At 51.1% G+C, this 22265-nt stretch carries 18 protein-coding genes; 4 read left to right on the top strand and 14 right to left on the bottom strand.

Annotated elements, in window-relative coordinates; translation table 11 throughout:
• Positions 1-19: 19 nt before the first annotated feature.
• The 8 genes from ACO0LI_RS03925 to ACO0LI_RS03890 all read right to left on the bottom strand — a co-directional run bounded on the left by ACO0LI_RS03925 (position 20) and on the right by ACO0LI_RS03890 (position 11587).
• Entirely contained in the window at positions 20-2719 is a 2700-nt protein-coding gene (locus ACO0LI_RS03925; RefSeq protein ID WP_423030997.1) for a TonB-dependent receptor, read from the bottom strand.
• Positions 2720-3079: 360 nt separating this feature from the next.
• Positions 3080-4534 carry a GH1 family beta-glucosidase gene (locus ACO0LI_RS03920; protein ID WP_423030995.1) on the bottom strand — a complete coding sequence of 485 codons (1455 nt, stop codon included), beginning with the start codon at positions 4532-4534 and terminating at the stop codon, positions 3080-3082.
• 612 nt (positions 4535-5146) lie between these two features.
• Positions 5147-6175 carry a LacI family DNA-binding transcriptional regulator gene (locus ACO0LI_RS03915; protein WP_423031064.1) on the bottom strand — a complete coding sequence of 343 codons (1029 nt, stop codon included), beginning with the start codon at positions 6173-6175 and terminating at the stop codon, positions 5147-5149.
• Positions 6176-6251: 76 nt separating this feature from the next.
• Positions 6252-7313, bottom strand: a complete 1062-nt coding sequence (locus tag ACO0LI_RS03910; RefSeq protein ID WP_423030993.1) for an ABC transporter ATP-binding protein — start codon at positions 7311-7313, stop codon at positions 6252-6254.
• Positions 7314-7353: 40 nt separating this feature from the next.
• Entirely contained in the window at positions 7354-8223 is an 870-nt protein-coding gene (locus tag ACO0LI_RS03905; RefSeq protein WP_423030991.1) for a carbohydrate ABC transporter permease, read from the bottom strand.
• The gene (locus ACO0LI_RS03900) at positions 8220-9122 is read right to left on the bottom strand and encodes a carbohydrate ABC transporter permease (protein WP_423030989.1); all 903 of its coding nucleotides are present in this window, start codon (positions 9120-9122) and stop codon (positions 8220-8222) included. The genes ACO0LI_RS03905 and ACO0LI_RS03900 overlap by 4 nt, the downstream gene beginning before the upstream one ends.
• A 35-nt stretch (positions 9123-9157) precedes the next feature.
• Positions 9158-10408 (bottom strand): ABC transporter substrate-binding protein, encoded by a 1251-nt coding sequence (locus ACO0LI_RS03895; protein ID WP_422949199.1) that lies wholly within the window; start codon positions 10406-10408, stop codon positions 9158-9160.
• A gap of 279 nt (positions 10409-10687) precedes the next feature.
• A complete protein-coding gene (locus ACO0LI_RS03890) occupies positions 10688-11587 on the bottom strand; it encodes a LysR family transcriptional regulator (protein WP_422949200.1) in 900 nt (299 codons plus the stop codon).
• A 131-nt stretch (positions 11588-11718) separates the two neighbouring features.
• Here ACO0LI_RS03890 and ACO0LI_RS03885 point away from each other — a divergent pair, with 131 nt between their 5' ends.
• Positions 11719-12201, top strand: coding sequence for a DUF1348 family protein (locus tag ACO0LI_RS03885; protein ID WP_423030987.1), 483 nt, complete (start codon positions 11719-11721; stop codon positions 12199-12201).
• On the opposite strand, the gene ACO0LI_RS03880 is transcribed toward ACO0LI_RS03885, so the two are convergent.
• The 5 genes from ACO0LI_RS03880 to ACO0LI_RS03860 all read right to left on the bottom strand — a co-directional run bounded on the left by ACO0LI_RS03880 (position 12171) and on the right by ACO0LI_RS03860 (position 16656).
• Positions 12171-13370 (bottom strand): acyltransferase family protein, encoded by a 1200-nt coding sequence (locus tag ACO0LI_RS03880; RefSeq protein WP_423030985.1) that lies wholly within the window; start codon positions 13368-13370, stop codon positions 12171-12173. The genes ACO0LI_RS03885 and ACO0LI_RS03880 overlap by 31 nt on opposite strands.
• A gap of 119 nt (positions 13371-13489) precedes the next feature.
• A complete protein-coding gene (locus ACO0LI_RS03875) occupies positions 13490-14188 on the bottom strand; it encodes a LytR/AlgR family response regulator transcription factor (RefSeq protein WP_423030983.1) in 699 nt (232 codons plus the stop codon).
• Entirely contained in the window at positions 14185-15267 is a 1083-nt protein-coding gene (locus ACO0LI_RS03870; RefSeq protein WP_423030981.1) for a sensor histidine kinase, read from the bottom strand. The genes ACO0LI_RS03875 and ACO0LI_RS03870 overlap by 4 nt, the downstream gene beginning before the upstream one ends.
• Positions 15267-16205: a LysR substrate-binding domain-containing protein gene (locus tag ACO0LI_RS03865; RefSeq protein WP_423030979.1), complete on the bottom strand. Its 939-nt coding sequence runs from the start codon at positions 16203-16205 to the stop codon at positions 15267-15269. Before ACO0LI_RS03865 ends, ACO0LI_RS03870 begins: the two co-directional genes overlap by 1 nt.
• A gap of 4 nt (positions 16206-16209) precedes the next feature.
• Entirely contained in the window at positions 16210-16656 is a 447-nt protein-coding gene (locus tag ACO0LI_RS03860) for an Lrp/AsnC family transcriptional regulator (protein WP_422949206.1), read from the bottom strand.
• A gap of 125 nt (positions 16657-16781) precedes the next feature.
• On the opposite strand from ACO0LI_RS03860, the gene yedA reads away from it, so the two are divergent.
• The gene (gene yedA, locus ACO0LI_RS03855; protein ID WP_423030977.1) at positions 16782-17666 is read left to right on the top strand and encodes a drug/metabolite exporter YedA; all 885 of its coding nucleotides are present in this window, start codon (positions 16782-16784) and stop codon (positions 17664-17666) included.
• 146 nt (positions 17667-17812) lie between these two features.
• Here the strand turns inward: yedA and ACO0LI_RS03850 are convergent, their stop codons facing one another.
• The gene (locus ACO0LI_RS03850; RefSeq protein ID WP_422949208.1) at positions 17813-18862 is read right to left on the bottom strand and encodes a GGDEF domain-containing protein; all 1050 of its coding nucleotides are present in this window, start codon (positions 18860-18862) and stop codon (positions 17813-17815) included.
• Between the two features lie 321 nt (positions 18863-19183).
• On the opposite strand from ACO0LI_RS03850, the gene ACO0LI_RS03845 reads away from it, so the two are divergent.
• Positions 19184-19804, top strand: coding sequence for a methylamine utilization protein (locus ACO0LI_RS03845; RefSeq protein ID WP_422949209.1), 621 nt, complete (start codon positions 19184-19186; stop codon positions 19802-19804).
• A gap of 56 nt (positions 19805-19860) precedes the next feature.
• Entirely contained in the window at positions 19861-22263 is a 2403-nt protein-coding gene (locus tag ACO0LI_RS03840) for an EAL domain-containing protein (protein ID WP_423030975.1), read from the top strand.
• Positions 22264-22265 lie beyond the last annotated feature (2 nt).

Here is a 22265-nt window from a genome sequence, read left to right as displayed (position 1 = left end):
TCCATCAGGTCTTCATTGCTTAATAACTTGCACCAACCTTGATACCAAAAGAGCGCTGGTCTATATAACTCGCTCCCATTTTTCCACCACCTGCATTCCAGCCATTGGTCTTGGCCTTGGCATCGCTGAAGTTACGTACATAGGCTTCGACAAACCATTTGTCGTTTGGCGCTACCAACTTCAATGACAAATCGCCTTTGGCATAAGCTTTTTGCGTCAGACCGATATGGGCGTTATCGAAATTGCGCAAATCAAAATACACCTTGTCTTGCCAGCGCACGCCTATCCATGGTGTCAGCGTGTAACCATTGTCGAGTGCAAACTCTTGCGAGAAGTTCATGCCAAAGGTGAACTTGGGTGCATTCGGCATTTGATTGCCTTCGAGGTTATAGGCACGGCGACCACGCAACCTGTCATCGGTACCCAGATAAACTGCCGGGCAAGGAACCGCACCAAACTCTGCACGCTGATCACAGGCATAACCATCATCATAAGAATCATAATCATGGATCACGCTTTTCAGGTAACTGAAGAAGCCGCCGAGTTTGGCACCCGGCCATGGACGATAATCCCACTCGGTTTCTATGCCTGACAAATTGACCTTGGCAACGTTGACGGTTTGCCACGCGGTTGCCACGTCGCAAGTTGGTGCCCATGAAGGACAAGGCAGGTTGTCTGGCGTAGTAACCTTTGCCAGGAAGTTGCTGCCAGTCTGCTGCATGTCCTTGTACTGCATGGCGAACAGAACCACGGACAAGGCCAGACGGTTATCCAGCAATTTTCCTTTGTAACCCAATTCAAAATTGGTGACAGTTTCTGGCTTATAGGTCAGGTAGGTGATCTGCTCTTTCTTGTTGTCACCATACACGCAGGTAGTCTGGCCGCACTTGTTGGTGCGGTCACCAAAGCCGCCGGATTTATAGCCGGTTGCCAAAGCTGCATACACCATGTCGCTTGGTGTCAGTTGTGCCTGCAGGCCAAGGCGGTAAGTACCTTTGCTCCAGCTGTCGCTATGGTCATTATTGGTGCCAGGACCATAACCTGCGTAGGCGGCTGCACCACCCAGCGTACCCATTTGCGGCGTGATCTGGTTGCCGTTAGGTGTGCGGTAACTGTCAGTACCCGGGGTGCCATAGTCAAACAGGCCATTGTAGTAGCCATAGCTTTGGCCGCCCCAGCTATTGCCGCCATAGTTCATACCGCCGACGTCGGTCTTGGTATCACGTGTGTAGCGTGCGCCTACGGTAGCGGTCCAAACTGGTGTAAATTTCCAGTCAGCCTGTGCGAACAGGGCTTTGGAATCTATCTGACGGTCAGGCTGGGCGTAGAACTGGCTGATAGGGATATTGTTGGGACCATAGTGCATCTGTTCCTGGCCAAAATTGATGGCATTTTTTTCATGCATCCAGAAAGCACCTGCCACATACTGCCAGTTGTCAAAGTTCTGCTTCAGTTGCAGTTCATGTACGGTGGACAGATATTTGGAATTCAGGGTACGCGTGAGGTTATCCGAGATAGGCCAGACTGACCAGTTGCCATCTACCGGATTGCGACCCGTAACTTCAAAATCATAAGGCGAGACACCACCGTCATCATCATGCACCTGGCTGCGTTTCTGGTTCGCATAGACGAAGCCATATTCCAGCGAAGTGTTCTTGTTCACGTTCCACAACGCTTTGGAACGCACTGTGTCTATCGACATATCTACTTTGCCCGGCACATTGATGAGCACATCATATTGACCGCGCACACAGGCCCAGCGCGTGCCAGCGGACTGGTCACAATCTCGCATGCCTATGTAGCCAGCGCCAGAATCCTGGAAATGTTCATACGCGAGTTGCCATTCGAGGTCACTGTTGACTTTCAGCCTGGCTGCCAGACGACCTGCCCACTGGTTCTGGTTGTTGTAGCCATCTGCCTTGGATACTTTGCTGTTGAAGCGCTGGGTAACGTCAGGTATGCCATCGGGCTTCCAGCCCAGTGCCGGGATATTCGCTTCCGAGAAATCCTGCATCTGATTGAACGGGCTGTCCCTGGTGACTTTCATCAAGGTAGCACGCAGGGCCAGATTGTCACCGACTGCAATATTCTGTATGACATTGAGATTGCGCAGATTCAGGCTGCCGGTTTCAAAAGATGCGCTGCCGTAGGTAGAACCAAATTCCGGCTTGGCCGGGATGATGTTGATACTGCCTGCAGTCGAATTACGGCCAAACAAAGTACCTTGCGGACCACGCAGGACTTCTACCTGGTCCAGGTCAAACATCAGGGCCTGTGCACCTTGTGGGCGTGGCGAATACAGGCCATCAATATGCAGGCCTGCCGAGGGGTCACCAATCTCGGTAAAGTTGGTCGCGGTAATACCGCGTATAGTGATCTTGACTGCTGAGTCATTGGCCTGACCATCCATCTGCACGTTCGGCAATTCGCCAGAGATGCCAGACAAATTGGTGATACCTTGCTTGCTCAGTTTTTCCTGGCTGAAGGCGGTGACGGCCAATGGTGTTTTCAATAATGATGTGGCGCGACGTGTAGCGGTAACTGTGATTTCTTGTACTTCAGACTTATCCGCATCTGATTTTTTTGCTTTGGACTTGCTTTCTACTTCTGCCGTTTTGCTGCTTTCCTGATCTTGTGCCCATGTATAAGTTGTCAGTTGCGCGCAGGCGCTGGCGACAGCCAGGCTGATCAGGGTACGCTTGGTTATTTGATGAAACATCATGTCTCCCATATTTTTTTCAGTTATCGGTTGACGGTAGTGAAGCTCACTAGCGGTCGCCGTGGTCCGCACATGATCTTGCATGCGCGTCTTACTGGTATTTTTTGTTTTGGCTGGCGTCTTTGCGCCATGCACATATACTGCTGAAAACACTGTCCTGCATTACCCAAGATGAAATATTCGCAATCAAATATTTTCAATGGGAAGGTTTCCAATTTTATCGAAAAAACATAGTGCTACCCCCGTTTCTTTTTGTCAATGAAAATGTAATTCAGATACAGAGCGCTTTATCCTGCAAGATGGCAGGCATATTGATCGCGTCTGTCTTTTTGTCTGTTTTCTGGTCTGTCTTTTTTCTACTTATGCCGCTGAAGATTCCTGGCTTTGCTGCGTTGCGGCAGTTGCTGCCTTCGCTGTGGTCGTTGCGTCTTTTGCTTTTTCTGTTTCCAGCAAGAAGTCGCGGTACCAACGCGCACTCAGTTTTGGCGTGCGTTTTTGCGTGATGAAATCGACATATACGATGCCGAATCTGCGCGAACAGCCCTCTGCCCATTCGAAGTTATCCAGCAAGCTCCACAGGAAATAACCTTTGACCTGGCAACCCAGACGTATTGCCTCTTTGACAGCCAGCAGATGGCGTATCAGATAATCGCGGCGCAATTCATCCCTGACCTCGCCATCATCATCAAGATAGTCATCATAGGTCGCGCCGTTCTCGGTGATGTACATGGCATGCGGCTGGTAATCGTCCTGTATGCGCTTGAGCAAACTGGTCATGCCTTCCGGTGCAATCTCCCAGCCGAATGCCGTACGTTCTACCCCTACAGCATCAACCAGACGCGTGTTCAGTGGCGAAGCACCGGGTGCGTGTTCTATGATTTCAGGGAAGTAGAAATTCACACCTAAAAAGTCCGTGGAAACTGCCATGGCCTGCAGATCGCCTTCGTGCACCACCGGGGCGTAATCTCCCAGCGCCTGCCATACATCCTGAGGGTAACCACGGCCATACAGCGGATCGAGATACCAGCGGTTGCGCAAGCCATCATGCAGGCGCGCGGCGGCAAAATCCTCAGGCTTGTCACTGGCGGCAGAGATAGGATGCAGATTCAATGCCAGACCTATCCTGGCATCCGCAACATTGGCCCGTATGACGGGTGTTGCCAGTCCGTGCGACAGCAAGACATGATGGCAAACCTGGATTGCTGTCTTGAAGTCCTTGATACCCGGCGCATGGATGCCATCAGCATGACCCAGCATGGCTGTACACCATGGTTCATTGTGGGTGATCCAGTGCTTGACCCTGTCACCCAGATGTTCAGTGATGACATCGGCAAATTCGACAAAGGCATGCACGGTATCGCGTGATGCCCAGCCGCCCTGGTCTTGCAGGTATTGTGGCAAATCCCAGTGATACAAAGTAGCCCAGGGTTGCAGGCCGCGTTCCAGCATGCCATCGACCAGACGCGAATAAAATGCCAGCCCTTCAGAATTTGGCTTGCTGTCTGGCCCGGAAAATATGCGTGGCCAGGAAATAGAGAAGCGGTAGGCATTGCTGCCAAGGCTCTGAGCAATATCCAGATCTTCAGCCCAGTGATGGTAATGGTCAGAGGCTACCGCACCGCTGCTGCCATCACGTATGGTCCCTGCTTGCTCACAAAAACTATCCCAGATAGATGGAACGCGACCATCTGTCGCTGCTGCGCCTTCTATCTGATAGGCAGAAGTTGCCGTACCCCATAAAAAGTCGCTGTTAAAATCTGTGCGCTGCAACTGCGTAGCAAGTGACGGAACTGCATGAAGAAGATTTTTGCTCATATTTTGCTTGCTCAATCTAAAGTTGATTCAAATTAAAATTATTTGGAAAGGTTTCCAATTGTGATTAAAAAATTTTGAGTATTTGCTACTCAGAATTTTTATACTCGCTTATTGCGAACTCTTTCCTGCGTCCCCACCAACTGCTGTCTGCTCCATGGATCAAGGTGGATGAGCTGACTAGTCGGCCGCATGCCCAGGCTATTTGCAGACATTAGCCAGAACATCTACAGCATCCACAGAATCCCTTAGCCATGCCCCCGCGTGCGCTTTGCATCAGCCCAAGCTTAAATCATTGAAGCACTACTGCTCTGCTATCCTACAGGCTGCAAGCTATCTGAATTTCAGCATCTACCATTCACCAATATTTGATACGGCTATTCAGATACGAGTGAAATAATATTTCAGCTTTCAATTTCATGGAAAGGTTTCCATAATTTCATAAAAAAAATGAATAGTCAAGAAAACCATTCATTCTTTTTACACTTATTTGCGCTATTTCTACAACAGACTTTCACACCATAAATTGCAGCAGACGCCAGCACATTCAAACACATTCAAAAGATTCTTCTGGCGCTTTGTCTGAATTTCAAAATTAAATAATCATCACGATAATCAGCCAGCCTTGCTCCGTTGCTGCGCAGGTTTCGCGAGGGATGCGCGCATCGTCACCTTGATCGGGTAATCACGTGTGACTGGTCTTCTCAGCCCATAGCAACGGTTCAATAATTCATTCAATGCACTGAGCGTGACATCACGCCAGGGAATATGTACGGAAGTCAGGGGCGGCGCGGCATAGGCTGCGCTCATGGTGTCATCGTAACCGATGACGGAAACATCGTGTGGCACGGAAATACCAGCTTGCTGGAAGAAGGATAAGGCTCCCAGTGCCATTTCATCATTCGCGCAAAACAGAGCAGTGAAGGGACGGCCTGATTCCAATAATTCCTTGGCACAATTCCAGCCACCTTCGGGTGAAAAATCACTCTCGGCTATCCACATCTTTCCTGTGTCAAGTCCTGCATGACTGAGTTCACCAAGGAAACCATTAATGCGTTCCACATTATCCGGAGCGGTCGATGGGCCGGCGATGACGGCGATATGTTTATGCTTGTATTCAAGCAGGGCGCGCGCAGCCATGACACCGCCTTGCACATGGTCAGCAGCAAAGCACTGGTCAGCGATGGTTTTTGAATCATGATTCAAAACAACCAGACGATCACGTTTTGGGCCAAGAATAGAGAAATCTTCATCAGTCAACACATTGCTCATGACGATGAGGCCATCGCAACCACGTTCCATCAAAAATTCTATCCCCTCCACACCTTGCCGCCGTTCATCACCTATACCAACGCCGAACGCGACCACCATGTGCAAACCAGCCAGGCGCAATTCTGTATCGATAGACTGCAGGATGGGCATGTAAAAAGTACCCTTGAGCACAGGGATATACACGCCTATCATCTGTGAATTGCCCGACAGCAGGCTGCGTGCCGCATGGGATGGGCGGAAATCCAGTTCAGCAATCGCCTTGCGCACACGCTCCTGCGTCTTTAAAGACACCGACCCTTTGCCGCTGACCACGCGTGAAGCCGTGCCCAGTCCTACACCCGCCAGGCGGGCCACATCCTTGATAGTCGCCACTTGATTCTTTTCCATATTTATCATCCGGCCAGTATATTAAAAATTTGCCCCGACTATCGTGAATTATCTTCTTCAATCACAAACGTGACTCTGTTTTTGCATCGAACAGGGAAACCCTGTCGGTGTGAATGTCAAAGCGCACTGTCTCGCCCAGCTTAAACTGCCGGTTCTCATGGTCCAGCAAGCACAACTGCTGCTTACCCATAGCCAACCATAAGAGTTGATGATTACCCATGGGCTCCAATAGACTTAGCTCGCCGCCGTATGCGCCATTTGCATGCACCTGCATATATTCTGGCCGGATACCCAAAATCACATCTTGCACTGACGATGTCGCCTGAGACGCATAAGCCGATAAATCCAGCTTGATCACTTCATTATCAAACTGCTTGTCTTCATTGAGCTTGCCGGCAATAAAGTTCATGGCTGGCGCACCCAGGAACCCTGCGACAAACAGGTTTGCCGGTCGCTCATATACTTCAGACGGCGTACCGAGTTGCTGTATCTTACCAGCCCGCATGACGACGATGCGGCTCGCCAGGGTCATGGCTTCTACCTGGTCGTGTGTTACATACAGCATGGTAGAGCCAAGGTTCTGATGCAGCAGCTTGAGTTCACGCCGCAATTCTGTACGCAACTTGGCATCCAGGTTTGATAGTGGCTCATCAAACAAAAACACCCTGGCTTCCCTGACCAGGGCGCGGCCTATTGCCACCCTCTGCCTTTGTCCACCGGATAGCTGCGCTGGCTTGCGCTGTAACAGCGTCTGCAATTGCAGCATCTCTGCCACTCTGGTGATGCGTGCCTGTATTTCTGGCTTGGCGATACCATTGATGCGCAAGCCGAAAGACATATTTTTTTCCACCGTCATGGTCGGGTAGAGTGCATAGGACTGAAACACCATGCCTATCTGCCTCTCGCTGGGTTCGGCATAGCTGACATCCTTGCCTGCGATTTCTATACTACCTGCCGCGATATCGATGAGACCAGCTATGCTGTGCAACAGAGTTGATTTGCCACAGCCGGACGGCCCAAGCAAGACCAGGAATTCGCCCTCTTCCACATCCAGATCCAGTTGATCGATGATCTTTTGTCCACCCAGCTGTATACCCAGATTCTTGAGACTTACATATGCCATGCACCCGTCCTTAGCCTAAACCTAAACCTAAACTTAATCTTTAACCTTTGACCGCACCAGCGGCAATGCCACGCACAAACCAGCGGCCTGAAATAAAATAGATAGCCAGCGGCAGCAAGGCCGTCAATATGGTTGCTGCCATATTGACGTTATACATCCTGGTACCGGTCGTCGTATTAATGACATTATTCAGTTGCGCCGTCATGGGTAAATGTTCACGCCCCGCAAATACCAGGCCGAGAATGTAATCATTCCACACTCCCGTGACCTGCATGATGGCGGCCACGACTATCATGGGCAGGGACATGGGGAGCATCAATTGCACAAAGATGCGGAAAAATCCGCCGCCGTCTATGCGTGCCGCATGAAACAGTTCTTGCGGTATGCCCAGATAATAATTGCGAAACAGCAGAGTCATAATAGGCATGCCAAAGATCACATGCACAAGGACGATGCCAGGCAGGGTGCTGAAAATATTCAGGGCTGCCAGCACCCGCACCAGCGGGAACATCATCACTTGCACAGGAATGAAAGCGCCCGCCAGCAAAATACCAAACAGGAGTTGTGAGCCACGGGGCCGCCAGAATGACAATGCATAGCCATTCAGCGCACCCAGAAAAATCGCCAGCACGGTGCTGGGTAAAGTAATCGCCACTGAGTTCCAGAAGCCGCTACTGATACCTTCACAGGCCACGCCTGTACAGGCTGTGCTCCAGGCTTGCCGCCATGGTTCCACCGTCATTTGCATGGGCAAGGCAAAGATATTACCCAGACGAATTTCTTCCATCGATTTGAAAGAGGTCACCAACATGATATACAGCGGCAGTAAAAAGAACGCCGCCGCAGTCAGCAAAAAGGCATAGATGCCTATGCGTGCCGGCGTCCATGTGCGTTTTATGTTTGCCCTCATATTTTTCCCTTGCGGGCTCTTGCATACGCATAGGGTATCAACAGTGCCAGCACGGGCAACAACATCATGATGGCACCGGCAGATGCCAGTGACAGGTTGGCGCGACCAAACAAATGGTCCATGATGAATTTTGCCGGTACTTCGCTGGCAGTGCCGGGGCCGCCCTGCGTCATCGCTTCGACCGCATCAAACAGTTTGACGACAGCCGTTGACAGCAACAAAAAGACGGTGGCGAAATTAGGCGCCAGCATGGGGATGATGATGGACAGATAAACCCGCCATGCGGGTATGCCATCCATGCGCGCAGCTTTCCAGATATCTTCATCTATGCCGCGCAAACCCGCCAGCAGCATAGCCATGACCAGGCCGGAAGCCTGCCACACGGTCGCGATGACGATGGTATAGATCACCATGTCCTGATCGACTATCCAGTCAAACTGAAAATCCTTGAAACCCAGTTGCCGTATGCCTTCTTGTATCCCCACACCCGGCGTCAGCATCCATTGCCACACCAGGCCGGTGGCGACGAATGACATGGCATAGGGATACAGGAAGATGGTGCGCAGTACGCCTTCACCCGTGACATTCTGGTCTATGAATACGGCAAGCAAAAATCCAATGATGACGCAGGCCAGGATAAACAGTACGCCATAAATAGCCAGGTTATTCAGTGACAATAGCCAACGCTCATTGTCAAACAGACGCTCATACTGACTGAGGCCGACAAAGTTATTGACGGGCAGAGTGCGCGAGCTGCTCAGCGAAATTTTCAGTGTCCATAACAGCGTCGCCAGATAGCCAAATACCACGGTCAGGCTCATGGGCAGCAATGCCGCATGAGGGATGAGCCTGGTATGCAGCTTGCCTTTATATCTGGCGCTGGGTGAATTGGTTGGCATGTACGGTGGCGCTTGGCAGGATATCAGTAGGGCACTTAGTTCTTCAATGCTGCGATGATATTTTTTTGCGCTTTTTCTACTGCCATATTGGTATTCCAATAGGCTGTCAGCACATCAGTCAAAGCACCGTTCTGGTCTGGCGTAAGATAAATTTCGCCTATGCCGGCATGGCGGCTTTTGTCTTTCATGATTTCCAGACCCATCTGGGCACACAGGTTCAGTTGCGTCACATCCAGATCATTACGTATGGGGATGGAACCCTTGAGTTTATTGAACTCCAGTTGCGGTCCGGGTGCCACCACAATGCTGGCCAGCAGCTTTTGCGCTTTGATGGTTTCTGGATTGCTGGTTTTTGGAAAAACAAAGGCATCGCCCTGTATCAGGTAAGGTGCTTTTGGCCCCAGTCCAGGCATGCAGCCATATTCGCGGCCAGCGACTTGTTTGGCCGCGACGAACTCACCCAAAGCCCAGTCACCCATGATTTGCATGCCGGCCGTGCCTTTGATGAGCAAGGCGGTAGTGTCATTCCAGTTGCGGCCAGGTGACGCTGTATCAATATAGGAACGCAAGCGCTTGAAGCTTAGCAACACCTTGCGAAAGGCTTCTGAATTCATGGCGGTGACATTACGGTCACGCATCACGCTCAGGTAGAGATCCTTGCCACCTACATTGGCCAGCATGGCCATGAAGACGATAGTCTCTTGCCAGGCCTGGCCACCATGTGCCAGCGGTATCAGGCCGGCTGCCTTGAGTTTATCCAGAGCAGCAAACAGTTCATCTGGCGTCACTGGTTCTTTGTCTATGCCGGCTTTTTTGAATGCAGATTTTGAATACCATATCCAGGCTGGCATGTGGATATTCACCGGTACGGCATAGTAATGTCCCTTGATCTTCAAGACATTGCGTATGGGTTCTGGCAGGGTCTTGTCCCAGTTCTCTTTGGCGGCGACATCATCGACATTATTGAGCATGTCTTGTTCAACGACATCCTGGAATTGTCTGGAAATATTGAATTGCGCAGCAGTGGGCGGGTTACCACCTACCATACGGTTGATGGCGACGGAACGCGCCTGGTCACCACCGGCAATGGCAGTATCTGTCCACACGCCACCTGCAGCACGATAAGCATCGGCAAATTTGGCGACAGCAGCCGATTCACCACCGGATGTCCACCAGTGCATGACTTCGGCTTTGGGCCCTGCGGCATGCGCGGACATACTCGCGGCTACCAGGCCGCCCAGGCCACCCAACAACAGGGCAAGCACCGGTTTATTGGTTTTATACATTTTGTCTCCGCCTAAGTTTCCACGGGTGCAGATGGCAGATCATGGTCTGCAATTTTTCTGCTTTCTTCTGTTTTTTTATCGTTATACCTGTTACTGCATACATGGAAATTCCCGCCTCTCATCATGCCCAGTCACATCGGCTGAATACAATTGGAAACGTTCCCATAAATCCAGGCAAAATATAACACCCTGGGTTTTCCAGTGTCAACATATTGTCAATATGAAAAACAACAGGGTAAGCAACCCTACTGGCTTTCATCACACATCTCCCCCAGGAATTCAATGCTGCACCATGGCTGCACGCAACTGCGCAACGATGAGATCGACAAAACTCCTGACCTTGGCATTTGCATAGCGGCCTTCCCTGTGTACTACATGCACGGGCAATGGGGCAGTCTCGTATGCCTGCATGATGCGGCATAGCTGCCCATCATCAAAATACTTACCCACCTGGTAAGACAACAGGCGGCTGATGCCCAGACCTGCCAGGCTGGCTTCTATGGCCGCATCATTGCTGCTGACCGTGAGACGTGGCTTGACCTTGATTGCCATATTCTGCCCTGCATGGGCAAAGCGCCATTCGACCATGGGTGTGACACCCGTGGCGGCAATGATGCTGTGCCCGCTTAATTCATGCGGGCTGGCCGGCGTACCATGCGCTTGCAGATAAGCGGGCGAGGCACACAACAGGCGGCGTATCTGCCCTACCCTTATTGCCTTCATGCTGGAATCTGGCAATTCGCCTATGCGCACACCGACATCAATGCCTTCTTCCAGCAAATTGACGACACGGTCAAGGAACAGTGCGGACACATCCATCGCCGGATAGCGTTGCAAATATTCGACGATACCAGGCATGACAAACATTTTGCCAAACATGACGGGAGCAGTGACGGCCAGATGCCCACGCGGCTCGGCATTGATGCCCGCCGTGGCTTCATCGGCAGCCTCGACATCGGCAATGATGCGGCGGGCATCTTCCAGATAGCGCTGGCCGGCTTCTGTGACCCTGACAAAACGGGTGCTGCGATTCAGCAGCTTGACGCCCAGCCTGGCCTCCAGCGATGCGATAGCGCGGGTCACTGCTGGCGGCGACATGGCCAGACGACGGGCGGCAGCGGCAAAGCCCTCATCCTCGGCAACGGCTACAAATACAGTCATCAGATGCAGCTTGTCCATGGCACTCCGGTGATTATTCCGCTATTTACAATAATTAATTGTAAATCATGGCTATTCTTGAGACAAACGATATTGCGTAAATTTGAGTATCGATAACTCAACTCACGATATTTACTTAAGGACAAATACAAATGGATAAGTCATTGGAAATTGCACGCCCACCCTTGCCACCCTTTACGCTGGAGACGGCAATACAAAAAGTACGCATGGCAGAAGATGGCTGGAACACCCGCGACCCTGACAAGGTGGTACTGGCTTATACCGTAGATACTGTCTGGCGCAACCGTCATGAATTCCCGCGGGGACGTGAGCAAGTCAGGGATTTTTTACAGCGCAAGTGGGCGGCTGAACGTGAATACCGCCTCATCAAGGAAATCTGGGCATTTAGCGAGAACCGCATTGCCGTGCGTTTTGCCTATGAGAGTTGCGATCATGAGGATAACTGGACGCGTTCTTACGGCAATGAGAACTGGGAATTTGCTGAGAATGGCCTCATGCATAAACGATTTGCCAGCATCAATGATCTGCGCATCAGCGCAGATCAGCGTTTATTCCACTGGCCCCAGGGTCGCAGGCCAGATGATCATCCCGGGCTCAGTGCTCTTGGTTTATAAGTCAGACCAAGATCCAGCCCGAACAGGGGTCGCAGGAAAAACACCCGGCGTATGATCTCGTAACTGAGAAAGCAAGTCGCTGCTGTCAGCGCCACCAGCAAGATGCCTTCTGGCAGGGCAGGCAAGGCCAGCGGCTTCATGCTGTGCGCCATGATGACGATGTAAGTCTGATGCAAGATATACACAGGAAACACTGCCTGCGTCAGATAGCGCCTTGCAGGGCTGTCAAAGTTCAGATACTGCTTCGCATAACCACAGGCTGCAATAATCGCTGACCAGGCCATGCAAACCCATACGCCGCGCTGGAGCATGATGAACCACTGTGGTGTTGCATCATATTCGAAGCTGAAATAGATAATCAAAAACAACCAGCCACATGCAGCTATTCTGAGGGCCAGCCAGCGCATGCTGGCAAGCTCTTGCCAGAATGCCTGGGAATTGGCGATCAGGGCACCGAATGTAAAGATAAACAAATAGCAGGCATGGTTATACCAGTCAGCCACCAGGCCATTATTCGGCGGGTAAGAACTGAACAAACCCATACGTACCAGCGCCAGGTAAGCAACAGGCAAAACCAGGATGCGCCAACCCTTCATCTGCTTTTGCAGCCAGTTGCGGGCAGCCTGGAACCATGCAGGTTTGAAAGCCAGCCAGAACCACAGCAGCACACTATATACCCACAGGTAGGCAACAAACCACAGGTGATTCCAGGTGGGCAGATCCAGCACACCTCCCCCTATCTTGAAGCCGCGGTAATGATGCAGGTAGAGCTGCATGAATTCGCCGTAGCTGCCTGCATAAGCGAGTTTTTCTACCACTTCAAGATAAGCCTGCGGCGGTACGATCACAAACATGCCGAAGATCAACGGCAGCAAAAGACGCAGGCTGCGGCTGCGCAGGAATTTACCGGTGGCGATTTTTTCCAGCATGAAGGCAGATGCCACACCTGAGATAAAAAACAGCAGGCTCAGACGCCATGGGCTGGTCAGCATCATCAACGGTTGTATCGCGCTATTCGCATGCGGGCTTTTGACATGCCAGCCCCACTCTACATAGTACATGCCTACGTGATACAAGATCAGCAGGAAGAAAGCGATGATCCTGACCCAGTCGAGAAAATATAAACGCTGGGACGGCAAACCTGGCACTGCTATGCTTGAATTTGACATGGCTCTTTTTTCTGGTCATTGATGAACACAGACGCGATACTAAAAGCATGGTCAAATTCACTCCAGAAAAATGTGGCGGACTGGATGTGAGCAGGGGTGAAATGGAAATCAGCCCTGACTCAGTTGGCAAGCGCCTGCACAACCTCGTCTCTGTGCTGACGGCTGCATGGCAGGCGCAGGCCATCTTGCAGCAGCAGTTCAGCATCGCCCTTTTGCGCTGGCAAAACCTGGGTAATCTGGTCCAGCCTGACGATATGGCTGCGGTGGCAACGCACAAAGTCCTGCCCCAGCCTGTCCTGCAAACCCGACAAGGTTTGCCGCATCATGTGCTGTTGTTGCGCGGTATGGATCATCACATAATTATCAGCAGCTTCCAGTCGTATGATGTCGGCCAGTCTGATGACAGTGACACGGCCTTTTTCGCTCAGCAGCAAATGCTGTTCTGCCTGGATTTTCTTCGCGCTGCTCCTGCGCTCACTCACTCTTTGCAGGGCACGCAAGAACCTCGCCTCATCATAAGGCTTGAGCAGGTAATCTATTGCATTCGCATCAAAAGCCTGCAGGGCGAACTGGTCATAAGCGGTGACAAAAACGATCAGTGGCACAGGCGCTGCCAGTTGACTGGCGACGGTAATGCCGTCCATCTCCGGTATTTGTATGTCGAGGAAAACCAGATCGGGCTGTTGTTTATGTATGCATTCCAGCGCTTCTTTGCCATCTCTGGCTTCTGCTACGACGGCATCTGCCACATGTTCGGCTACCAGACGCCTGAGTTTATCCCTGGCATAGGCTTCATCATCGACGATGAGGATTTTCATGAAGCTATGCTCCCGGCATCAATGGGCAGGCGCAGTTCTGTCATAACGCCTGAAGGCTTCAGATCGGTCAATTGCAGGCTGGCTTTATCCTGATAAAGAACTTGCAGGCGCTGGCGCAAATTACTGATGCCTACGCCTGAGCCTTCCGCGTTCTCCTGCAAATGGCCTGCGTCATCCTCGATGCGCAAGATGACTTGTCCTGCCTCCTTGTATGCGCTGATCTTGATGTGAGTAAGCTGGCTGCGTTTTTCGACGGTATGCTTGAAACTGTTTTCCAGTATGGTTTGCAGGCTCATGACCGGTACTTTACTGGTCAGCACCTCATCAGCAATGTCCCAGTTGATCTCTACCCTGTCGATAAAGCGCAGGCTCATGAGTTTTGCGTAGGTCTGCAGCAGCTTCAACTCATCTGCGAGGCTGGTTTCGCTGTGCTGACCCAGGTCCATGCTGGCGCGCAAGAGTGCGGCGATCTCGCTCAGGGCAGTGTCGGCCAGTTTGACATCGGTATACATCAGCGATGAAATGGTGTTGAGTACATTGAACAGGAAATGCGGTTGCATCTGTTGCGTCAGCCTGTGCAATTGCGCATCGCGTAACAGCGCCTGGGATTTTTCTGCATTCTCTTTTTCTTCGAGCAAAGAAGCATAGGCTTGGAGGCCAAAAATCACGACATAAAACATGCCAAAAAACATGAATATCTTGCTGCACTCATAAAAATACACTTTGATCCAGCCATCATGCTGATAGCTGAGTCCCAGCAAGGCGTATACCGAATGACGCAGGCTATATACCATCACCACAAATACAGTGCTGAACAAAGGCAGGGGCAGGATTTGCTGCCAGAACCATTTGGCTGGTGTCTGCAATAAACGCCTGTCGGTCAGCTTACGCCTTTGTAGCAAGAGCAGCAGTGTGCCGACAAGGGCAGAGGAACTTTCCCAGAAGATGGGTTCCCAGATATGCTTGCCGCCACCTTTCAGATGATCTTGCACGGCTACCGCCACCATCAATAGCCAGAACAAGAACCAGCCGGCGAAGACTGGTTTTTTGATTTTGTCCCAATACACCAGTCCATCCATTATTGCGCCACCAGATTGCTGGTGCCCAGCCACTTACCACTCGTGCTCAAATCGCGGGTCAGTTCCAGCACCAGTTTTTCTACTGCCATAGCTGCATTCGTCAGCGGGATATTTTTTGAGGCGCACAGGGTTACGGTACGAAACAGTTGTACATCACTGATAGGGCAGGCACGCATTTCGCCACGTTCAATTTCTGCCAGCATCGGTGATACAGGCAAGATGGTCGCTCCCATGTCGGCCATCAACGCAGATTTTAAAATCGCTATCGAGGTGATGTCGATGACATTCTCTATGTGCTTGCCCTGCTCCCTGACCACCTGTTCTATGCGTGGGCGCACGCCATGTTGTATGCTGGGTAAAATCAGGGTCGCCTGCAAGGCTTGCGCCAGCGTGATCGATTTGCGCTTGCAGGCAAATTGCGAATCTGAGCGTGTGATATACATCATTTCTTCTTCTACCAGTGGCTTGCTGGCAAAGCCGCCCAGTTGGCCATCATCAAACAGTATCGCCAGGTTCAAACGGCCTGAGCGTAACTGCTCGGTCAGGTTGCCAGTCAATTCTTCTGTCAGCTGAAAAACGATATCGGGATAAGCTGCACGCACCGCTTTTAACAAGGGGAAGGCCAGCGCGCCAGAGGCACTTTGCGGTATGCCCAAAGCAACCGTGCCGCTGGGTTTGTCGGTTGATTGGGCGACAGCTGATCTGGCATCGCTGACTTGCTTCAAAATCGCCAGCGCATGTTCATAGAATATTTTTCCGGCGTCGGTCGCCTGCATGCCTTGTGCAGAACGATGCAGCAAAGTCGCACCGAGTTCTTCTTCTAGTTGCTGCAATTGCTGTGTCAGTGCCGGTTGCACGATATGCAGCACGCGCGCTGCGCGTGACAGCGAGCCGTGATCGACGATGGCGACAAAATAACGTAGCTGGCGCAATTCCATTTTTTTATTCCACGGGCTTGATGGCCCGTCTTTCTATCGATGAAGACAAGATCAGGGAAGTCGAAGTGACACCACAACGGGCGAGGCTGGTGATCACACGCTCCAGCTCACGCACCGAAGGTGCGACCACTTTGACAATCACGCAATCTTCGCCTGTTATGGCATGGCATTCAACCACTTCTGGTACTTGTTCGGCAATTTTTAAAACTGGCGTATCGGTTCCACGGCTGGCGATACGGACAAAAGCGGTGATGCCATAACCCAGCGCTTCTGGATCAACCCTGGCATGATAGCCAGTGATGACATTGGCCGCTTCCATGCGCTTGACCCTTTCAGTCACGGCAGGCTGGCTCAGATGTATGCGACGGCCTATCTCGGCCATGGTGACCCTGGCATCAGCCTGCAAAATCTCGAGGATTTTGCCATCCATCATATCCAATTCTATTTTCACGGAGAAACCCTGCTTTTTCGTTGAGATTAAAAGAAATGTACCTGATTTACCTTTGATTATCCATTCAATATTCAAACTGACTAACATACACTGATTACCTGAAATCAATTTAAGCTAGCCCTGCCATGCGCCATTTGCCACGTAAAGTTTTACTCGCCCTGCTTACCGTCTATATAGTCTGGGGCTCCACTTACTTTGCCATACAGGTGGCCTTAAAGGCTTTCCCGCCTTTCATGATGATAGGTACGCGCTTTCTGGTGGCAGGCGCTATCTTGTATGCCTGGCAAAAATCACGCGGCGCGCCCAACCCGACTTTGCGCGAATGGCGCGATGGCGGCATAGTCGGCATCCTGATGCTGGGTGGTGGCACTGGTTTGACAGCGGTGGCGCAGCAATATGTGTCTTCCGGCTTGACTGCCGTGTTTATTGCCTGCTCACCGATGATACTGTCTGGCTTGTCGGGCATGTTTGGTGACTGGCCCAAGCGTCGTGAATGGGCGGGCATATTCTGCGGTTTTGCTGGTGCCATGTTGCTGGCGTCTGACGGCCAGTTTTCGGCACAACCTTTGGGCATACTATTTTTGCTGGGTGCGATATTGTGCTGGGATGTGGGTTCGATTTTGTCGCAAAAGAAACTCAAGATGGCGGCTGGCGGCATGGGCTTTGCGAGTGAAATGCTGGTCGGTGGCTTGTTCCTGTTTATCATCAGCCTGGGTAAGGGTGAGCAACTGACAGGGGAAGTAACCCTCAATGCGGTGGCTGCCTGGGCCTATCTGGTGGTGGCTGGATCGCTGCTGGCATTTACTGCCTATATGTATTTGCTGTCAAAAGTACCGGCTGGCCTGGCTGCGAGTTATGCCTATGTCAATCCTGTCATCGCAGTAGGTCTTGGTGTGGTGTTTGGTGGCGAGCACTTGTCCATGCGCGAGATGCTGGCGATGAGTATCATTCTTGGCAGCGTGATAGTGCTGACCAGCGCGCACAAGCATAAAGAACAGACTGCCAGTTGATAAATTGATCGTTGCCTGACAACTGTCCCGCACAAAAAATAATGGCGCTGCAACACTGCAGCGCCATTTTATTAATTAATTCATCAATTCATCAATCAACGCATTCATCAATTGCGCTATCAAACAAGAGCAGGTCAGGCTCAGTCTTAAAAGAATTCAGCGGTATCGTTGGACACTTCAGTCTTCAAATCGCCGCTGGACACCAGTTCATCATAAAAACACGTGCGGTTGCGGCCATTGGACTTGGCGAAATACAGCGCCTGGTCAGCCCGGCCCACGATGGCGACGGCAGGTTCAAATGGATCTATGCGGGCATAGCCTATGCTGATGGTGACCGTGCCAACCTGTGGGAAATAATGCTGTTCCACATTCTGACGGAAACGCTCGAAAATGGTATTGGCATCTTCCTGCGAAGTCGAGCGCAGCAAGATGACGAATTCTTCACCGCCAAAACGGAACAGGCGGTCTGAGGGACGGAAAGAACTACGCAAGAGATTGGCGATGAGAATCAGCACTTCATCACCATACAAATGCCCGAACTGGTCATTCACACGCTTGAAGTGATCAATATCAAGCACAGCCAGCCAATGCTGGCGTTCAGGCTCATGGCTGCGGCGTTCTTCTTCTGCCCGCTCAGCTTCTGTGCTGGCTTGCTGTTGCAAGGCACTGCTTCGCAAAACCTTGGAAAAATTATCGTCGAAAGTCTTGCGGTTCAGCAAACCTGTCAGTGAGTCGCGCTCGCTGTAATCAAGCAGGTTCTGGAAATTGCGATAGACAATCAGCATGCCGTTGACGACTTCCATCGCCGTCGTGGTGTAATTGGCGGGCTTGTAAATTTCGAGACAAGTATGCAATTTGTCATTGATCCAGATCGGCAGCCAAATGATTTTGCCGCCTTCTATGACTTGCTCTATGATTTGCTGCTTCTGCGCAATACCCTCTTTCAATTGAGGATAAAGTTCGATGGAATCATGAGAAGCAGGGGATGCCTGGGTTTCGTCAGCAATCGCGACATTGTCGTTTTCTATGCTGATATGGGGTTTGATGAAGACTTGCTGACCAACAGAAACAACATCCAGCACCCGCGCCGACTCCGCGTTGGTCAATTGACGCAGCGCAGTAATTACTGAAATATTCAGTAAGTCATGATCGCGATGCCCGGTAATTTCTACCAGGTGTTTAATGATTGATTCCATGCCCCGTATTCCTGCATCTTCCTGCCGATTCCAGCCGATCCTTGCATAAATTACCAGTACGAACTCGCCAGCTACAATTCACCACACGCAAGCACTGTGCGCAAATTGCCCTTATACAATAGTATAACAATTCAGGGCTGGCTTTACCTGATATTCTGCAAACAATTCATCCAGAGACATATTTTTACAAAATTGCACGAAATATGCGTCAAGCCCTATTTGCAAATAGTGTAGGCATTCATGCAGGTATCGAACTAAAGTAATCGAACTAAAGTAATATAAGCAAAACTCATTTCAATCATTTTTTGCCAGGGTGTAGCCATGAAACGTTCGCATACCAATTCCTGCATCCTCACCCTGGTCTGTATCGCAAGCAGCCTGATCATGGCTGGAACTGCACATGCCAATTCAAGCATCCAGGTCACAGATGCCAGCGGACAGGCTGTGCCGGATGCGGTGGTCTATGCAGAACTTGTTGGCAGCCCGCAGATTACCAAGTCAGCCACTGCGGAGATTCAGCAAAAAGACAAGAAGTTCATGCCCTTCGTGACGGTGATACAAACCGGCACTTCGGTTTCCTTTCCCAACAACGACACGGTCAGGCATCACGCCTATTCATTTTCCCCGGCCAAGCCTTTTGAATTGAAGCTGTATTCAGGCAAGCCTGCTGCACCTGTAGTATTCGACAAGGCAGGTACCGTTGTGGTTGGCTGCAATATCCACGACCAGATGGTTGCCTATATCCATATCGTCGATACACCCTATTTTGCCAAGACCGATGCTAACGGCAATGCTCGCCTGCCAGCCATTCCCGCTGGTAAATATGTATTGAAAACCTGGCATCCCAAACAACCATCGACGGCAACGGTACAAGAGCAAAATATACAAATCGACAGCAATGGTCCCAGCCTGACGGTAAAATTGAATTACAAGGCGGGTTAATTACAAGGCTGGGTCAGCAGGAGATACTTTTCCCACGCACACCAAGAGGAAAGTTCATGCGTTTGCATAGTTTGGAAAACCGGGTTGTCACTCTTTTCATAGGCTTGCTGTTGACGGTACAACTGGCAGCCTATTTCGCCATCGGCAGTGCCATAGACAGGAACGCCCGTACCTCCGTTGAAGAGAATCTGAAAATCAATGAAAAATTCTTGCAGCGCCTGCTGGATCAGAATGCACAAAAACTCATACAAGGTGCCATCGTCCTCGCCAAGGATTACGCTTTCCGTGAAGCCATAGGTACGCATGATACTGAAACTATCGTCTCTACCCTGTCCAATCACGGCAACCGCATAGGCTCAGACCTGACCATGCTGGTCGGGCTGGACAAAAAAATTACTGCCTATTCGAATACCAGTAAAGCCAGCCGCAATAACAGTGCAAACACTGAACTGAGCAGCAGCCTGCAACAATCGGTTTCTGCACTGATACAAACCGCAGAAAAAACCGGTAGCGCAGCCAGCACCGCGATAGTCGATGGCAAACCTTATCAAATGGTGGTCGTGCCCATCGAAGCACCAGTCACTATCAGTTGGGTCGTCATGGCGATCCCCATAGGCAAGGCTCTGGTGACCGACATGCATGAATTGTCACGCATGCAAATCAGTTTGCTGACCTCTGAAAAACAGGGGAGCTGGCTCGCCAATGTTTCCAGTCTCAGTGATGACAACGCCAACAAGCTGGCCCAGCAATTACCGAGCTCAGACAAACTGGTCAACTACCTGCCCGCCCTGCAAATCGATGAAGACCAGTATAGTGCCCGCATACTCAAACTGGCACAGAATGAACAGTTCAACACCATCGCCGTATTGCAACTGTCTATCAGCCAGGCAGTTGCTCCTTACAAGGAATTGCAGCGCAATCTCTTGCTACTGACGGTACTTGCTGCCGTCGTCGCCAGCATCATCAGTGCCATCACTGCGCGCCGCATTACCGGGCCGGTAAGGCAACTGGCAGAAACTGCACGCAGCCTGGGTGCCGGTGATTACACGGCCACCATCAACGTCAAACAAAAAGATGAGATTGGCGACCTGGCACGTACCTTCATGACCATGCGTGATGGTATTGCCCAGCGTGAAAAAGAAATCAGCCGTCTGGCTTACTGGGACACCCTGACCAATCTGCCGAACCGGGCACTGTTTACCGACATGCTGGAAGAGGCGATTGCCAGCGCACGCTCTCATGAAAAATCCTGCTACGTGCTAATGATGGACCTCGACCGCTTCAAGCATGTGAATGACGTCATGGGACACCGCTTTGGTGATGTCCTGCTGAACCAGGTTGCCATACGCCTATCTGCAGAACTCGGCGCTGGCGGTACCAAACCAGCCCGCCTCGGCGGTGATGAATTTGCCATATTGCTGCCAAATAGCGCGAAGGAAGATGCGCTGGAACTGGCAAACCGCATCTTGCGCTCACTGGAAAAACCCATCTCCATAGAAGACCAGACTGTCGATCTGGGGGCTGGCATCGGCATCGCCGGTTTTCCTGAACATGCGGGGGATGCTCAGAGTTTGCTGAGCCGGGTTGAAGTTGCCATGTATGCAGCAAAACTGAGGCATAGTGGTGCTATCATTTATTCACCCGATATCGACAAATCCAGCCAGCAAAGCCTGTCACTGCTCAGTGAATTGCGGGCAGCGCTGGAACAGCAAGCGTTTCGTCTATATGTTCAACCCAAGGTCGAGCTCGATCATGGTCAGGTGATTGCGGTTGAAGCACTGGTGCGCTGGATACACCCTGAGCGTGGTTTTATTTTTCCCGATCAGTTCATTCCTTTTGCCGAACAGTCTGGCTTCATACGTCAGTTGACGCACTGGGTCATGAACGAGGCAGCGCGGGTTTGTCACATGTGGGATCAGCAAGGCATGCACCTGAAAATCTCGGTGAACATTTCCACCCGTGATTTGCTGGACCAGGATTTGCCGGGCAAGTTTGCCCAGATATTGCAAGACCATGAAGTAAAAGCGGCTTCATTTTGTCTGGAAATCACTGAGAGTGCCATCATGGATGACCCGGTACGGGCTTTCCAGACGCTGGACAAATTGCATGCCATGGGTTTTGAATTGTCTATCGATGATTTTGGCACAGGCTATTCATCACTGGCCTACCTGAAACGCCTGCCGGTTCATGAACTGAAGATAGACAAATCTTTTGTACTCAAGATGGAAAAAGATATCGACGACACCAAGATCGTCAAATCCACCATAGACCTGGGACACAATATGGGTCTCCGGGTCGTTGCCGAGGGAGTGGAAAATATAGAAGTCATGCATTTGCTGAAAGAGATGGGTTGCGACCAAGCCCAGGGTTATTACATCAGCAAACCCATGCCTTCAACCGACATGCCTGCCTGGCTGGCCAAATGGCAAGAGCAAAACCAGCAAACTACCCAGGCCTGAGT

This window comes from Undibacterium sp. Tian12W (assembly GCF_049339405.1).
Classification (GTDB): Bacteria; Pseudomonadota; Gammaproteobacteria; order Burkholderiales; family Burkholderiaceae_D; genus Undibacterium.
Note: the sequence above shows the minus strand (reverse complement) of the source record. Positions and strands in the feature narration are given on the sequence as shown.